The organism is Bradyrhizobium sp. T-12, assembly GCF_058314695.1.
This window is the reverse complement of the sequence record NZ_CM177756.1, coordinates 1134407-1150085: the sequence shown is the minus strand read 5'-3', so window position 1 is coordinate 1150085 and position 15679 is coordinate 1134407. Positions and strand designations below refer to the sequence as shown.

The window sequence follows — 15679 nt, the reverse complement described above, 5'->3', positions numbered from 1 at the left end:
TCCCCGCGGGGGCGAACCTCGCGGGGATTTGTCGAAGCCGGACGTGGCCCGTTACTTCAGGACCAGCGCCGTGAACGGATAGACATAGGCCTGCAACGTCACGAGCACACCGACGAGGCAGGCCAGCACGATCGAGTGCCAGAACACGAAACGCAGGATCGTGCCCTCGTGGCCGTACCAGTTGGTGGCGGTGGAGGCGACCACGATCGACTGCGCGTCGATCATCTTGCCCATGACGCCGCCGGACGAGTTCGCCGCCGCCATCAGCACCGGCGACAGGCCGAGCTGCTCGGAGGTGATCTTCTGCAGGTTTCCGAACAGCACGTTGGACGCCGTGTCCGATCCCGTCAGCGCGACGCCGAGCCAGCCGAGCAGCGTGCCGAAGAAGGGATAGAGCACGCCGGTTGCGGCGAACGCCAGACCCAGCGTCGCATCGACGCCGGAGAGCCGCGTCAAGGTGCCGATCGCGAGCATCGCGGAGATCGTGATCAGCGAGATCGCGCACAGGCGGATGGTGCGGCCGTATTCCGTCAAGAGCCGGCCGGGACCGACGCCCATCAGGACACCGGAGATGATCGCCGCGATCAGCATGCCGGTGCCGGTGAACGACAGATAGGTGAAGCCGAACACCGCGCTCTCTTTGGTCGGCCCCGGCGCCACCGGCGGCATCTTGTTGATCATCTGATGCAGCTCGGGCACGGGGTAGTTCCAGACGAAGATCGAGTTCGCCCAGGTCTTGAAGGCGCCGTTGCCCCAGATCAGCATCACGATGCAGACGATGATCCACGGCAGCAGCGCGCTGAACAGCTCGCTCTGCGTCAGGGGCGTCTTGTCGAGCGGCTTCGCCGCCGCCATGGTGGCCGCCGATTCATCGCGGCCGCGGAGCGCCGGCGACAGCCAGAGCTGCCTGGGCTGCCAGACCTTCAGGAACAGGATCAACGCGCCCATCGAGATCAGCGACGCGCCGATGTCGACGATCCAGGGATTGATGTAGTTGGAGATCACGAATTGCGGGACCGCGAACGAGATGCCCGTGACCAGGATCGCCGGCCACACGTCCTTCATGCCCTTCCAGCCCGCGAAGGCCCACACCACCCAGAACGGCACGATCAGCGAGAAGAAAGGCAATTGCCGGCCGACCATCGCGCCGAGAATGTAGGGATCGAGCCCGGTGACCGAGGCGAGACCCTGGATCGGCGTGCCCAGCGCGCCATAGGCGACCGGCGCGGTGTTCGCGATCAGGGACAGACCCGAGGCCGCCAGCGGCGAGAAGCCGAGGCCGATCAGAACGGCGCCGGTGATCGCGACCGGCGTGCCGAAGCCCGAGGCGCCCTCGAAGAACGCGCCGAAGGAGAATGCGATCAGCAGCAATTGCAGCCGCCGGTCCTCGGTGACGCCGCCGATGGCGCGCTTGAGCAATTCGAAGCGTCCCGTGCTCACCGTCACCTGGTAAAGGAAGATGACGTTGAGCACGATCCAGCCGATGGGGAAGAAGCCGGTGACGATGCCCAGCACCGAGGCCCGGATCGACATGTTGGCCGGCATGGTGAAGACGAAGATCGTGATCAGATTGGCCACGATCACGGCGATGATCGCCGCGATATGCGCCTGGACGCGGCCGCTCGCGATCAGGACCAGCAGCGTGACGACCGGCACCGCTGCCGCAATCGTCGACAGCACCGGGCTGTGCAAGGGATCATAGATTTGATTCCACATGGTCTTCCTCCCCCACGCATGTTTGCGGCAGGCGGCCCGCGTGGAGAGCCGAACCTGCTTGACGCTGAAGCGATAACCCCCGAGCTGGACGCGAATTCCTCGCGACTGTGGCGGTTCCCATCCGCTCACAAGGTCGCGAAATCCCGGAGCACCCCTACTCCGCGCCGTCGAGCACCATGCTAGGGTTGCCGGGTGCGACAAGACAACGCAAATTGCAGACCTTGCGACTTTAGTCTAAGCGCGCCGCTTTTCGCCATGGCTTCAAGTCCTTGGCTCCGGGCACTTGTCCACATTCCCCCGAGGAGACCCGCTCTGTGAAGAACATCAGCGCCACGCTCGCGATCGTCTGGCGAATCGCCGTCCCTTACTTCCGGTCGGAGGACAAATGGGCCGGCCGCGGCCTGCTCGCCGTCGTCGTCGCCATGGAGCTGGTCCTGGTCGCGATCAACGTGCTGCTCAATCAATGGCAGAACCGGTTCTACAGCGCGCTGCAAGCCTACGACCTGCCCGAGTTCATCAAGGAGGTCTGGATCTTCCTCGGCCTTGCCTTCACCTTCGTCGCGCTCGCCGTCTACAAGCTCTATTTGAACCAGTGGCTGCAGATCCGCTGGCGGCAATGGCTGACGCAACATTATCTCGGCGAATGGCTGGACGGCGCCACCCATTACCGCATGCAGCTCAAGGGCGACGCCGCCGACAATCCGGACCAGCGCATCACCGAGGACGTCAAGACCTTCGTCGAGCAGACGCTGACCATCGGCCTTGGCCTTCTGTCCTCGGTCGTGACGCTGGCCTCCTTCGTCGTCATCCTCTGGGGCCTGTCCTACAAAGCCCCCTTGTACATTTACGGCACCGATATCGTCGTCCCCGGTTTTCTGGTCTGGGCCGCAGTGGCTTATGCGATCGCCGGTACCGCGCTGACGCACTGGATCGGCGCCCCGCTCATCAATCTGAACTTCGAGCAGCAGCGCTTCGAGGCCGATTTCCGCTTCAACCTGATCCGCGTCCGTGAGAACTCCGAACAGATCGCCCTTCTGAAAGGCGAGAACGCCGAGCGCGGGCGTCTGCTGCAGCGCTTCGGCTTCGTCATCGGCAATTGGTACGACATCATGAGCCGGACCAAGCGCCTGACCGCCTTCACGGCCAGCTACAGCCAGGCTGCCACGTTATTTCCCTATGTCATGGTGGCGCCCGCCTATTTCGCCAAGCGCATCCAGCTCGGCGACATGATACAGACCGGCTCGGCGTTCGGCAGCGTGCTGGACGCGCTGTCCTTCTTCGTCACCGCCTATCGCTCGCTCGCCGAGTGGCGTTCCGTGATTGCCCGCCTCGACGGCTTCGAGATGTCGGTCAGTTCGGCAGCCCACGGCGCGGCGCTTGAGCCGACCATCGACGTCGCGCCATCGCAGGGCAAGGCGATCGCGCTTGAGCAATTGCTGGTCAAGCTGCCGAACGGCACGCCTCTGGTCGCAGCCGACGGCTTCACGATCCAGCCTTCGGAGCGGGTGCTGGTGACCGGCCCCTCCGGTTCCGGCAAGTCGACACTGTTCCGGGCCATGGCCGGCATCTGGCCGTTCGGCACCGGAGCGATCGCCATTCCTGAGAAGGCAAAGCTGATGATGCTGCCGCAGCGGCCGTATTTCCCGATTGGCCCGCTCGGCGACGCCGTCATCTACCCGGCCGGGCACGGCTCCATCCCGCCCGAGAATATCCGCGACGCCCTGGTTGCGGTCGGCATGCCCCGACTGGCGGAGCGGCTCGACGAGGACGGTCACTGGAACAGGACATTGTCGCTCGGCGAGCAGCAACGCCTTGGGCTCGCCCGCGCGCTGCTGCATGGGCCGGACTATCTCTTCCTCGACGAGGCGACCGCCTCGCTGGACGAGCCGTCCGAGGACCGGCTCTATCGGCTGCTGACGGAGAAACTGCCACAGGCCACCATCGTCTCGATCGGCCACCGCTCGACGCTGGACGCCTTCCATACCCGCAAGGTGGCGTTGGTGCAGGACGACGAGATCCACGTCCTCGGCAAGGCCGGCGAGCCGGCCCGGGAGCCGAGCGCGGCGCGGTAAGCACCCGCTCTCAAAAACAGAAGGGCGGCAGATTGCTCTGCCGCCCTGGTAGATGGTCTCGGGACGAAACTTACTTCAGGTTCGTCATCGCCGTCAGGTCGAAAGACAGCTTGGCAATGCCGGTCGCACCGCACCACTTGGAGCCGACGCCCGACGGATTGATGCTGCTGAAGCTGCCGCTGAAGGTGGCGGTGTTGTCGCTGGTGAAGGCGTTGCAGTTCGCCTTCGAAAGATCGGTGTCGGAGTAGCGAAGATCCAGCGTCGCGACCTTGTAGGTGAAGCCGACGCCGATGTTCCAGGTGTTGTAGTCGGCGTATTTGATGCCGTTCGGGAACGGACCGCCACCCAGCGGGCTGGCGATGCCGGTGCCGTAGAAGGAATCGGAGGTACCGAACCACTGACGGCCGAATTCACCCGACACGTACATGCCGACGCCGCTCGCGCCGAAGGTCGTGCTCGGCGCGGTCCACTTGGCGGTGACCGAGGTGTAGTTGCCCCAAGCGCCGGTGTTGAGGAAGTTCGGCGAATAGTACTCGTTGAGGCCGACACTCCAGTTGTCGTTGATGGTGTAATTCACCTTGCCGTAGACTTCGAAGAAGCTGACGTCCTTCTTCATGACGTTGCCGTTCACCAGGGCGTTGGTGGCGCACTCTGCGCTGAGCGCGTTGCCAGCGGTGTCGACGGGCGCGCCGTAATAGCAGGTCCCACCCGGATACAGGTAACCCCAGACGCCGATATCGAAGGCGAAGGCGCCGAAGGTCGGGCGGATACCGCCGTAGATGTCGATCTCGGCCGCGGCGCGGTTCGGGAAGGAGATGCTCTCACCGGCCACGCCGATATAGAGCTGGAAGTCCTTGGTGACGTTGTAGCGCGGCTCGAAATAGGCAGCGACCGACGGCTTGTGGTTCGACTGGGTGATACCGCGGAAGACGTAGTCGTTCATGATCGCGGCGCCGAAGGCGACATCCCACGGATCGAAAGCAACCACCGGCGGGGCCTTCTTGGCCTTCACCGCCATGTCTGCCGCGAAAGCCGAACCCGTCGTCACCATTGCCAGCGCCGTTGCCAACAAAGCTACTTTCTTCATTTCGATCCCCATCACCAGTTCTTACCCAGTCGGATCCCGGAAGCCCCCCGGGGCGAACGACCCGCGCAAAATCGCGTTACCGCGACAATTTGGATTGAGGGATGTGGGCCGTGAAGCAAAAATCACGGGCATCTGCCGACTTTTTGGGCGTTTTGGCGATTCCACGAAAGGTTGTCGGGCTGTGTGTCTTCTCGATCACATTATATGCCTTCCAAAATGCACGGAGGGACCGTGCAAGTACGGGGAAGGCAGCCAGCCGTGGCAGCCGGGCTACGAATCAGCCACGCAACGGAAAGGGCGACTTCCGGGGGTAACCCGTGGCGATGCAAAAAGGCCGCAGCGTCACCGCAGCGGCCCTCCCGTTGGCGATCGGCGTCGCTGACTGGGACCTAGCTCTGCCCCTCTGCCGGCGCCGCTTCCGCAGAAGACGAAGGCATCGCCCAACTTGTCTCGGCTGCCGGCTCGGGAGCGGGAGCCGGAGCAGGCGGCGGTGCTGACGGCTTCGGCGCGGGAGCTGCCTTCGCCTTCTTCGGTGCCGCCTTCGTCGGTGCAGCCGGCCTGGCGGCTTTCTTCACGGCCTTCTTGGCGGCCTTCTTGGCCGACTTCTTCGGAGCCTTCTTGGCGGCCTTCTTCCCAGCCTTCTTGGAGGCAGCCTTCTTCGATTTCTTGGCAGATTTCTTGGTAGATTTTTTGGCAGACTTCTTCGCGGACTTCTTGGCTGCCTTCTTTGCGGTCTTCTTCGCCGCTACAATCTTCTTGGCCTTTTTGGCCTTCTTGCTTTTCTTCTTCTTCGCTTTCGCCATCGTGGTCCTCCTGTTGCCGCCGAACAATGGTCGATCGGGCGTCTTCAGTCGTCACCCCGGGAGGAAAGTTCAGGCCCTGAAAGCTCAACCTTGCGCGTTCAGTGCCGGCCGCGACCCGCCCGTAGCCCAATCGAGAAGCTCAATCGTGTGTACGACCGGAACTGACGTGCCACTGGCTATCTGCACCATGCAGCCGATATTGCCCGCGGCAATCATGTCCGGCTCGACGCTCGCGATGTTGGCGACCTTGCGATCGCGCAACCGGCCCGCAAGCTCGGGTTGGAGAATGTTGTAAGTCCCCGCCGAACCGCAACACAAATGGCTCTCCGGCACATCTTTCACCACGAATCCATTCTTGGAAAGCAATTCTTTCGGAAGGCTCGTGATTTTCTGCCCGTGCTGCAACGAACATGCGGAGTGATAGGCGACGACGATGTTGTCCTGTCGCGCAGGCGATTCCAATCCGAGGCCGGCGACGTATTCGGTGATGTCCTTGGCGAGCGCGGACACCTTCGCCGCGTCGGCCGCAAACGCCTTGTCCTCGCGCAGCAGGTAGCCGTAGTCCTTGATCACGGTGCCGCAGCCGGACGTGGTGACGAGGATGGCGTCGAGCCCCTCGCCTGCCGCTTCCTTTTGCCAGGCGGTGACATTGGCGCGGGCGCGGGCCAGGGCGTCGTGGTCGTTGCCGAGATGATGGGTCAGCGCGCCGCAGCACTGCTCGTCCCTGACCAGGACGACCTCGATGCCGTGGCGGGTGAGGAGGCTGATGGCGGCCTGGTTGATGCGCGGCGCCAGCACCTGCTGGGCGCAGCCCTGGAGCAGCGCGACCCGGCCGCGCTTCTTGCCGCGCGCCGCGAACACGCTGCCCGGCAGGGCGCCCCGCGCGGGCAGGCGCTGAGGGGCCAGCGCCAGCATTGCCTTGATGCGCTGGATCAGGCCGGGCGTAGCCGAGGGTCGCGGCGTCGGCAGGAACACGGCAAGCGGACGGGCCAGCCGCGCCAGCACCATGCTGATGCGAAAACGCTGCGGGTCCGGCAGCACGAAGGCCAGCACCTGACGCAGCAGCCGCTCGGTCAGCGGCCGCTGATAGCGCTGCTCGATCCTGACCCGGGCCTGGTCGACGAGGTGCATGTAGTTCACCCCCGAGGGGCAGGTCGTCATGCAGGCCAGGCACGACAGGCAGCGGTCGACATGCTTGACCACTTCCGCCGTCGGCGCCTGGTCCTTCTCGAGCATCTCCTTGATCAGATAGATGCGGCCGCGCGGGCTATCGAGCTCGTCGCCGAGCAGCACATAGGTCGGACAGGTCGCGGTGCAGAAGCCGCAATGGACGCAGGCGCGCAGGATCTTGTCGGCCTCGGCAATGTCGGGATCGGCGAGCTGCGTCAGGGAGAATTCGGTCTTCATGCCGTGGCGCCCCGCGTCAGCCGCCCCCGGTTGAGGATGGTCTTCGGATCGAAACTGGCGCGGACCCGCTCGCTCAGGGCGGCAACACCCGACGCCTGCGGATGGAACGCATCGACATTGTGCCTGACGTCATCGGCCGCCCGGATCAGCGTAGCGTGCCCGCCGAGCGCATTGGCACGCGCGCGCACCACCGGGCCGTGCGCGTCATCCCTCGGCGGCAACGCGGCCCAGATCAGGCCGCCGCCCCAATCGTAGATCACCTCGCCCCCGGTCTCGCGCGCCAATTGCGTGCCGAGCACCGCACCGGAGGCCGGCGGACACACGATCCGCCAGACCGGCCAGGCGCCGAGCGCGCCGCTGACCGCGAACGGCAGCACGTCGCGGATCGTGGCCCACAGCGCCGCGGAAGCCGCGTCCTCGATCAGCGTCGCGGTGCCAAACGGCGCCAGCAATTCGCGCAGCGAGCCGGCGCGATGGGCGGCGGAGGCCGTGATGCCTTCGAGCCGCAGCATGGTCAGCGCCTCGCCCTGGCCTGCGATGTCGCCGAGCCCCTCGGTCTCGGCCCGGAGCGCCGATTTCGGCAGATGCGCGGCGGCCGAGACGTCGAAGGGCGAGCCGAGCGCCGCGGTCATGGCCTTGTTGGCGATGGCATCGTCGAGGCCGCGCAGCAGCAGCGTCCGCTCCGCCTCGGGCTTCGGCATCACCTTCAGCGTGACCTCGGTCATGACCGACAAAGTGCCCCAGGATCCCGCCAAGAGCTTGCAGAGGTCGTAGCCGGTGACGTTCTTCACCACCTTGCCGCCGGTCTTGAAGCTGTCGCCGAAGCCGGAGACGGCGTGCGCCCCCAAGAGGTGGTCGCGCGCCCCGCCTGCCCTGATCCGGCGCGGACCGGCGAGCCCGGCTGCGATCATGCCGCCGATTGTGCCTGATGGCGGCATGCCGAGCAGCGGCGCCGTGTCCATCGGCTCGAAGGCGAATTGCTGGTTCTTGGCATCGATCAGCGACAGCACGTCGGCCAGCGGCGCGCCGGCCTGGAGGGTGATGATGAGCTCGTTCGGCTCATAGGAGGTGATGGCATTCAGCGCGGAGAGGTCGAGCACCGCGTTGGTTGCCATCGCATGGCCGATGCTGCGCTTGCTGCCATGACCGATGATCTCGAGCGGCTGCTCGTTGGCAATCGCCGCGCGCACCACCTCTTCGACGTCTTTGGCGTCTCTGACTTTAAGCGTATCCACGGTAGAGGCGGTACCCAAGTTCAGAATGAAAAGCAATTCGACGCTTGCAGCGATCGCGTTAGAACCGCGGCAGATCCGGAAACGCGAGCTTGCCGGCATGGACATGCATGCGGCCGAGTTCGGCGCAGCGATGCAGGGTCGGAAATACCTTTCCGGGATTGAGCAGACCCTGCGAATCGAAAGCGCATTTCAGCCGCTGCTGCTGGTTGAGGTCGATCTCGCTGAACATATCGGGCATCAGGTCGCGCTTCTCGATGCCGACGCCGTGCTCGCCGGTGAGCACGCCGCCGAACTCGACGCAGGCGCGCAGGATGTCGGCGCCGAACGCCTCGGCGCGCTCGATCTCGCCGGGCTTGTTGGCATCGTAGAGGATCAACGGGTGCAGATTGCCGTCGCCGGCGTGGAACACGTTGGCACAGCCGAGCTGGTATTTTTCGCCGAGCTCGCGAATGCGCGCCAGCGCCTTCGGCAGCGCGCCGCGGGGAATGGTGCCGTCCATGCAGAGATAATCGGGCGAGATGCGGCCGACCGCCGGAAACGCGGCCTTGCGGCCGGCCCAGAACAGATTGCGCTCGGCCTCGGAATTGGAGATCTGCAGCGTCACCGAGCCGCAGCCTCGCGCGATGGTCTCGACCCGCGTGATCAACTCGTCGACCTCGATCTTGGGGCCGTCGAGCTCGATGATGAGCAGCGCCTCGACGTCGAGCGGGTAGCCGGCATGCACGAAGGCTTCGGCCGCGTGGATCGCGGGCTTGTCCATCATCTCCATGCCGCCGGGGATGATGCCGGCGCCGATGATGCGCGCCACGCATTCGCCGGCCGCCTCGACCTCGGCAAAGCCGACCATCAGCGCGCGCGCCGTCTCCGGCTTCTGCAGGATGCGCACCGTGATCTCGGTGATGACACCGAGCAGGCCTTCGGAGCCGGTGATGACACCCATCAGGTCGTAGCCGGCGTTCTCGCACCCCTTGCCGCCGATGCGCAGGATCTCGCCGCTCATCAGCACGATCTCGCAGCCGAGCACGTTGTTGGTGGTCATGCCGTATTTGAGGCAGTGCACGCCGCCGGAATTTTCCGCGACATTGCCGCCGATCGAGCAGGCGATCTGCGAGGACGGATCGGGCGCGTAGTAGAAGCCGGCATGAGCGACCGCCTGGCTGATGGCGAGGTTGGTGACGCCGGGCTCGGTGACGACGACGCGGTTGTCGAAATCGATCTCGCGGATGCGCTTGAACTTGCCGAGTCCGAGCAGCACGCCGTCTTCCAGCGGCAGGGCCCCGCCTGACAGCGATGTGCCGGAGCCGCGCGGCACCACCTTGATATTCTGCTCTGCACAATATTTCAGGATGAGCGCGACCTGCTCGGTCGTCTCGGGCAGCACCACGACCATCGGCGGCTGCCGATAGGCCGTGAGCCCGTCGGATTCATAGGCCCGCATTTCGGCCGGCGTATCGATCACGCCCTCGCCGGGGACGATTGCGCGCAGCGCGGCAACGATCTCAGCGCGCCGCGCGAGCACGGCCTGGTCGCTCGCGGGCATCATAATGGCCATGACTTATCCTTCCGGCTCACGCCGCATGATCGATTTTGTCTCGGCAAATCAATCACGTCCGCGCCCGTTTGGGTAGGCTATCCGAAAGTCGGATCGACGATCCTTCACCAGTTCGCTCTGGGACAAGTCGGAAATGATGAAACCTGTCATGGTTTGGTGGCTTGTCCAAGCTGAGCAGGCCTGCCAAAACCGGCAGGTCGGGCGATTGCCGATCCGGCAAGAGACCGACCAGGCCAGACCCACCAGGGAAGAGACGAAGAGCATCCGATGACAAAATTGACCTTTGGCGCACTGACGATCCTCACCATGATTGCCACCGCACCCGCCGCGATGGCGCAGGATGTCGCGGCCGGCAAGACATCGTTCAACAAATGCCTGGCCTGCCACGCGATCGGCGAAGGCGCCAAGAACAAGGTCGGCCCCGAGCTCAACGGCCTCAACGGCCGCAAGTCGGGCACCGTCGAAGGCTACAGCTATTCGGACGCGAACAAGAATTCCGGCATCACCTGGAACGAGGCCGTGTTCAAGGAATACATCAAGGACCCCAAGGCCAAGATCCCCGGCACCAAGATGGCGTTCGCCGGCATCAAGAACGAGACCGAGATCAACAATCTCTGGGCCTACGTCTCCCAGTTCGACAAGGACGGGAAGACCAAGCAGTAAGCCCGCAAAAGACAGTCGCTGCAGCTTCGGGCTCTGACCCAATCAGGACCGAAGCTGCAGCTTTTTGTTTTGGCGCCCGCTCTCCATGGCGTCATCGCGATAATCCGGTGCACGTCCCGGCTGCAGTGCCGTAGCGTGAGCAAAGGCGCAAAGCGCCGTGCCCACGATCGCAGCCCGGAGCAGCGTTCACTCGAAAGCGCTCTAATCGGCCGCCGCTTGCGCCGGGACGATTCTTCCGATCAACGCCTCGATCTCCGTCTTCACCAGATCCGGCACCGCGTTCTGCACCATGTGGCCTAGATCGGGCAGCACGATCAGCTTCGCATTCGGCACCATGGCCGCGAACGGGCGGGCGTGGATGGCGGTCCTCACCGTCTTGTCGGGCTCGCCGGCGATGATGGTGACCGGGGCTTTGATCTCGCCATAGCGCGGAGCCTGCGCGGCGACGGCTTGCTTCAGCGTCACCAGATCATAGGCGTTGGCGATGAATTCGCGCGGGCGCAGCAGCAGGGGCGTTGCGGACTCCCGCACGAAACCATCAGGCATCACCTGCGGCAGGAACACGCTGCGCGCACCGGCGTCAGTGAGGAAATACCCGAGCGGCAGAGTGATGGTGTAGGCGAGCAGCGGCCCGATCACCGGCGTCGCGATGATCTCGTTGTAACGGCCGACACCGCCGCGCCAGGGATGGGTGACGGGCGCGAGCATGACGAGGCCCGCGACGCGGGTCGGATGATCGAGCGCCAGCCGCGCGCCGAGCGCGCCGCTCCAGGAATGCACGACGAAGACCGCGCGCGCGATCCCGAGCTTGCCAAGCGCCTCGTCGATCATCCGCGCCTGGACCTGCGGCGTGGAATCCTCGCGCCGCGCGCGCGTGCTCCAGCCATGGCCGGGACGATCCACCAGGATGACGCGATGGGTCCTGGCAAGGAGGTCGCCCAGCGGGCGCCGCATCGCTTCGAGATTGGCACTCGCGCCATGCAGCATCACGATCGGCACCCCCCTATCGCGCGGGCCGATGTCAACGACGTGAAGCACAGCGCCCTCGACCTCGACCATCTCGCCCTGCGGCGGAAAGGCGCGCTGCACGGCGACGATTCCGGCCTGCGTGACCAGCGCCAGGACAACCAGCGCCGTCACGACTGACATCACGATCATGGAGAGAATCCGGGAGATCCAGGGCACAGGGCAGCTACGGGTCCGATGGGTGGCAGTTTCGCAGCCTCGGCTTTCGTTGCGTCCACCGAAAAGGCCGGGGCTGTGGATATGTGCATAATTGCGGAACGTAAAAACTCAATGGAATCAACAATATTCCAAGAGGACACGCAAGCCTCGGAACAGCTTCATGCGGCCGTCATCGCGGCTTCCTTATAATCGCCATGGTCGGTTCCGCCATCTAGGCGCGGGTGGGCGCCGATCCTCCTCGCAGGCCTTAGGGGATGTGGGAAAGATCGGCAGAAATTGTCCTGGTTTGAACCGGAGGAATTTCGATGAGCTTCAGATCAAACGACACTGCGATCGACGAAATCGTCGCGAGCTGCAACGGCGACCTGCGCGGTGCCGTGCGGGCGCTGCTGCTGATCAACGAGCATCTCGAGACGGAGCTGGCAAAGGCTTACGCCGCAGCCGCCGATCGCGGCCTCGTCGAGCGCGGCGGCAGCGTCTTGCATTAGCTCGTCCTGCATCAGCTCGTCTTGCATTAGCTGCAGGCTAGTTCGTACCGTCCTCGTCCTTTTCCTCGTCCGGCGTGAGCGCGGGACAGACGCGAATTGTCGAACGGGCAAGCTTGGCATCGGCTCTGGATTTGTAGGGACCGTCGCCGAACCAGATATCGCCGATGATGACCGGATTGCTGGTCACGATGTTGCACTTTCCGGTGGCGCGGTTGCCGACCACCCAGAACAGTCCGTCGGCGAAGCTCACCGTCCCCGACGCCAGCAGCAAGCACCCCGCAAAGATCAAACGCTTCATGGCTTTCGCTCCTGCCATGCAGGTAGGCCTGCGGCGGCGCCGGCAATAGTGCTCACGATGCCGCGCTTCCGATCGTGGTTAATCCATGCGGGCTGCAATCGCTCGAAAGCTGATCGAGTTGTCGGCTAGATATCGCGTCCCTCGACCTTCTCGGTCAGCGCCTTGACCTGGTCGGGGATCTTCTCGAGATGCGGATTGACGGCGAGCGCCTTGCGGTAGGCGTCGAGCGCGCGCTTCTCGTCACCGACCTCCTGCATGATCATGCCGAGACCTGCGAGCGCGCCGAAATGGCGCGGCTCCCGGACCAGCACCTGCTGGATATCCGCGAGCGAGCGGCCATAATCGTTCTGCATGTAGTAGAGCGTGGCGCGCCGGTTCCAGGCCTCGATGTAGTCGGGCCTGAGCTTGATGACCGAGTCCAGGAGCTTGATCGCGACCTCGATCTTCTTGGCGTCGACGGCGGTCTTGGCGCGCGCCATCAGCAAGGACGCGGTGTCGCTCGGCGTCTGCAGCCAGATCGCCCAGATCCGCGCCTCGACATGCTTGGCGCTGGCCTCGTCGGGCGCCGCCTTCAGCGCGCCGAACAGGAAATCGAGATTCTTGGTGCGATCGACCTTCGGCAGCTTGGCCGGCGCTTCGGGAAGCTTCTTCTGCTTGCCGGGGGCGTCAGCCGGCTGTGCTAAGGCCGGCGCGAGCCCAGCGGTTCCCAGCACGAGGGCCAGACACAGGGTGCGCGCAAAAAGGAATCTCACTGCCATGGTGAAAGTCTAAACGCGCAAAGCCGCCCTTGCAAAGCAAAGGCGGCGTCAAACTCGTGTGAGCCGTGGTCTTGCGGAGCGCGTCAGGCGTCCGGCAGGGCAATATCAGCCTTTGCTGATCAGCCCTGGCGAGCCTTGAAGCGGCGCTGCACCTTGTTGATCACATAGACCCGGCCCTTGCGGCGGACCAGGCGGTTGGCGCGATGGCGACCGCGCAGCGATTTCAGCGAGTTACGGACCTTCATGGCGGAATCCTGAACGTTCGAAAGGCCGTGTTCGGCACTACCGTTGCGGCACGCGCGAATGTGGCAAAATGAGATTTTTCCCGCTGGCGGACGACCGCCCGGGACGGGGCGGTTCTTAAGGCATGGCGGGAGGTCATGTCAATGTTAACTGCCGCGTCCCAGCCGGCAAATTCTGGAAAACAACCCCATGCACAGTAGATGCGGCCGGATCGGCCCGATCTGGCCCGTCCGGGGTCGACCGAGCCAAGGGTTTTTGCGGACAGCGATTTCGCCGCCACCGATGCTTGCCAATTTCGTTATATCATATAATCAATTTGGCAACCCGTCGGGAGGACACCCATGCCGAAGCTGAAGCTGCCTGATATCGACAAAGTCGTCGCCATCGACATCCACACCCATGCCGAGGAGCCCTGCGGCTGCCACCCCGACGACGGCTATGACGATTTCCAGGCGCAGATGGCGGAATACTTCAAGTCGCCGAACAAGCATCCGCCGACCGTGCCGGAGACCGCGGCCTATTACCGCTCCAAGAACATCGCCGCGGTGATCTTCCCGGTCGATGCCGAGCGCGAGACCGGCTTCCGCCGCTACAACAATTACGAGATGATCGAGGCCGCCTCCGACCATCTCGACGTCCTGATCCCCTTCGTCTCGATCGACCCGCACAAGGGCAAGCTCGGCGCCCGCGAGGCGCGCAAGCTGATCGAGGAATACGGTGTGCGCGGCTTCAAATTCCATCCGACCATGCAGGGCTTCTACGCCAACGACCGCATGGCCTATCCGCTCTACGAAGAGATCAACAATGGCGGCGCGATCGCGCTGTTTCACACCGGCCAGACGGGGGTCGGATCGGGCATGCCCGGCGGCATGGGGATGCGGCTGAAATATTCCAACCCGATGTACATGGATGACGTCGCGGCCGATTTCCCCGACCTCAAGATCATCCTCGCCCACCCCTCCTTCCCCTGGCAGGAAGAGGCGCTGTCGGTCGCGACCCACAAGCCGAACGTCTACATCGATCTCTCGGGCTGGTCGCCAAAGTATTTCCCGCCGATCCTGGTGCGCTACATCAACTCGATCCTGCAGGACAAGATGCTGTTCGGCTCGGACTGGCCTGTCATCACGCCGGACCGCTGGCTGTCGGACTTTGCCAAGATCGAGATCCGCGACGAGATCCGGCCAAAGGTGCTGAAGGCGAACGCAAGGAAGATCTTGGGGATCTGAAGGGCGAAGCAGGCTTGAGTTGAATCGAGCAGGCGGGCTCGGTGCACCTCTCCCGCCTGCGGGAGAGGTCGCGCCGAAGGCGCGGGTGAGGGTTCTTTCCTCTAGGGGATTATCCCGCTGTGGAGACACCCTCTCCCAGCCCTCCCCCGCAAGCGGGGGAGGGAGCACACCTTCATTGGGGCGGCATTCGACCGAATCTCAGACTTGCGCGAGGCCTCCGTCGACGAAGACCTCGCCGCCGGTCATGTAGCTGCTGTCCGAGGACGCCAGGAACGCGGCCACGGCGCCGGTCTCGCTCGGGGCGCCGACGCGTCCGATCGGCGTGGCGCTGCCGAGTGCATCGAACGCTTCCTCGCCGACGATCTCGAGTGCCAGCTCGGTCTTGGTCGGCCCCGGCGACAGCACATTGACACGGATGCCGGTGCCGCGCAGGTCCTGCGCCCAGCTGCGCGCGAGATTGCGGATCGCGGCCTTGGTCGCGCTGTAGATGCTGAACTGCGGCGTGCCCATGACGCCCGTGCTCGAACCCGTCAGGATGATCGACGCGCCCTGCTTCATCAGCGGCAGGGCCTTCTGCACGGTGAAGACCAGCCCTTTCACGTTGACGTCGAAGATATGATCGTAATGCTCGACCGTGATCTCGCCGAGCGGCGCGAACAGCCCGGTTCCTGCATTGGCGAAGAGAACGTCGAGCGTGCCTCGTTCCTTCCGGACCGTCTCGTAAAGCCGATCGAGATCGGACAGATCCGTCACGGAACCCCTGACGGCGCGCGCCGAGGATCCGAGCTTCGCCGCGGCGGCATCGAGCTGCTCCTGCCGCCGCCCGAAAATGTAGACGAACGCACCTTCATCGACGAACCGTTTCGCCGCGCCAAATCCGATGCCGGTGCCGCCGCCGGTCACCACTGCCGTCTTGCCTTGTAGTCTGCTCATGATGTGCTCCTTC

The 15679-nt window shown here is 64.3% G+C and carries 15 protein-coding genes; 4 read left to right on the top strand and 11 right to left on the bottom strand.

From position 1 onward, the window contains the following. Positions 1-51: 51 nt before the first annotated feature. Positions 52-1716 (bottom strand): L-lactate permease, encoded by a 1665-nt coding sequence (locus AC0WRY_RS05495; RefSeq protein ID WP_194406022.1) that lies wholly within the window; start codon positions 1714-1716, stop codon positions 52-54. A gap of 314 nt (positions 1717-2030) precedes the next feature. Between AC0WRY_RS05495 and AC0WRY_RS05490 the strand changes: the two genes are divergently transcribed. Further along, complete coding sequence (locus tag AC0WRY_RS05490) at positions 2031-3788, top strand: ABC transporter ATP-binding protein/permease (RefSeq protein WP_194406021.1); 1758 nt, start codon at positions 2031-2033, stop codon at positions 3786-3788. A gap of 70 nt (positions 3789-3858) precedes the next feature. On the opposite strand, the gene AC0WRY_RS05485 is transcribed toward AC0WRY_RS05490, so the two are convergent. The 5 genes from AC0WRY_RS05485 to AC0WRY_RS05465 form a co-directional block, all read right to left on the bottom strand. Beyond that, positions 3859-4875, bottom strand: coding sequence for a TorF family putative porin (locus AC0WRY_RS05485; RefSeq protein WP_194406020.1), 1017 nt, complete (start codon positions 4873-4875; stop codon positions 3859-3861). A gap of 342 nt (positions 4876-5217) precedes the next feature. Beyond that, positions 5218-5766, bottom strand: coding sequence for a hypothetical protein (locus AC0WRY_RS05480; RefSeq protein ID WP_194406019.1), 549 nt, complete (start codon positions 5764-5766; stop codon positions 5218-5220). Further along, a complete protein-coding gene (glcF, locus tag AC0WRY_RS05475) occupies positions 5763-7085 on the bottom strand; it encodes a glycolate oxidase subunit GlcF (protein ID WP_194406018.1) in 1323 nt (440 codons plus the stop codon). The genes AC0WRY_RS05480 and glcF overlap by 4 nt, the downstream gene beginning before the upstream one ends. Then, on the bottom strand, positions 7082-8320 hold the full coding sequence (locus tag AC0WRY_RS05470; RefSeq protein ID WP_194406017.1) for an FAD-binding protein: 1239 nt from the start codon (positions 8318-8320) through the stop codon (positions 7082-7084). The genes glcF and AC0WRY_RS05470 overlap by 4 nt, the downstream gene beginning before the upstream one ends. 58 nt (positions 8321-8378) lie before the next feature. Next, positions 8379-9872 (bottom strand): FAD-linked oxidase C-terminal domain-containing protein, encoded by a 1494-nt coding sequence (locus tag AC0WRY_RS05465; RefSeq protein ID WP_194406016.1) that lies wholly within the window; start codon positions 9870-9872, stop codon positions 8379-8381. A 267-nt stretch (positions 9873-10139) separates the two neighbouring features. On the opposite strand from AC0WRY_RS05465, the gene cycA reads away from it, so the two are divergent. Beyond that, positions 10140-10535 (top strand): cytochrome c-550 CycA, encoded by a 396-nt coding sequence (gene cycA / locus AC0WRY_RS05460; RefSeq protein WP_194406015.1) that lies wholly within the window; start codon positions 10140-10142, stop codon positions 10533-10535. Between the two features lie 201 nt (positions 10536-10736). On the opposite strand, the gene AC0WRY_RS05455 is transcribed toward cycA, so the two are convergent. Beyond that, positions 10737-11693, bottom strand: coding sequence for an alpha/beta fold hydrolase (locus AC0WRY_RS05455; RefSeq protein ID WP_194406014.1), 957 nt, complete (start codon positions 11691-11693; stop codon positions 10737-10739). Positions 11694-12025: 332 nt separating this feature from the next. Here AC0WRY_RS05455 and AC0WRY_RS05450 point away from each other — a divergent pair, with 332 nt between their 5' ends. Further along, complete coding sequence (locus AC0WRY_RS05450; RefSeq protein ID WP_194406013.1) at positions 12026-12208, top strand: hypothetical protein; 183 nt, start codon at positions 12026-12028, stop codon at positions 12206-12208. 37 nt (positions 12209-12245) lie between these two features. On the opposite strand, the gene AC0WRY_RS05445 is transcribed toward AC0WRY_RS05450, so the two are convergent. From AC0WRY_RS05445 to ykgO, 3 genes are all read right to left on the bottom strand, one after another. After that, complete coding sequence (locus tag AC0WRY_RS05445; protein ID WP_194406012.1) at positions 12246-12506, bottom strand: hypothetical protein; 261 nt, start codon at positions 12504-12506, stop codon at positions 12246-12248. Between the two features lie 125 nt (positions 12507-12631). Further along, entirely contained in the window at positions 12632-13264 is a 633-nt protein-coding gene (locus AC0WRY_RS05440; RefSeq protein WP_194406011.1) for a tetratricopeptide repeat protein, read from the bottom strand. 119 nt (positions 13265-13383) lie between these two features. Beyond that, positions 13384-13509: a type B 50S ribosomal protein L36 gene (gene ykgO / locus AC0WRY_RS05435; RefSeq protein WP_006611362.1), complete on the bottom strand. Its 126-nt coding sequence runs from the start codon at positions 13507-13509 to the stop codon at positions 13384-13386. A 339-nt stretch (positions 13510-13848) separates the two neighbouring features. Between ykgO and AC0WRY_RS05430 the strand changes: the two genes are divergently transcribed. Next, positions 13849-14733, top strand: a complete 885-nt coding sequence (locus tag AC0WRY_RS05430) for an amidohydrolase family protein (RefSeq protein WP_063197425.1) — start codon at positions 13849-13851, stop codon at positions 14731-14733. 198 nt (positions 14734-14931) lie between these two features. On the opposite strand, the gene AC0WRY_RS05425 is transcribed toward AC0WRY_RS05430, so the two are convergent. Next, a complete protein-coding gene (locus AC0WRY_RS05425) occupies positions 14932-15666 on the bottom strand; it encodes an SDR family NAD(P)-dependent oxidoreductase (RefSeq protein WP_194406010.1) in 735 nt (244 codons plus the stop codon). Positions 15667-15679: the final 13 nt, after the last annotated feature.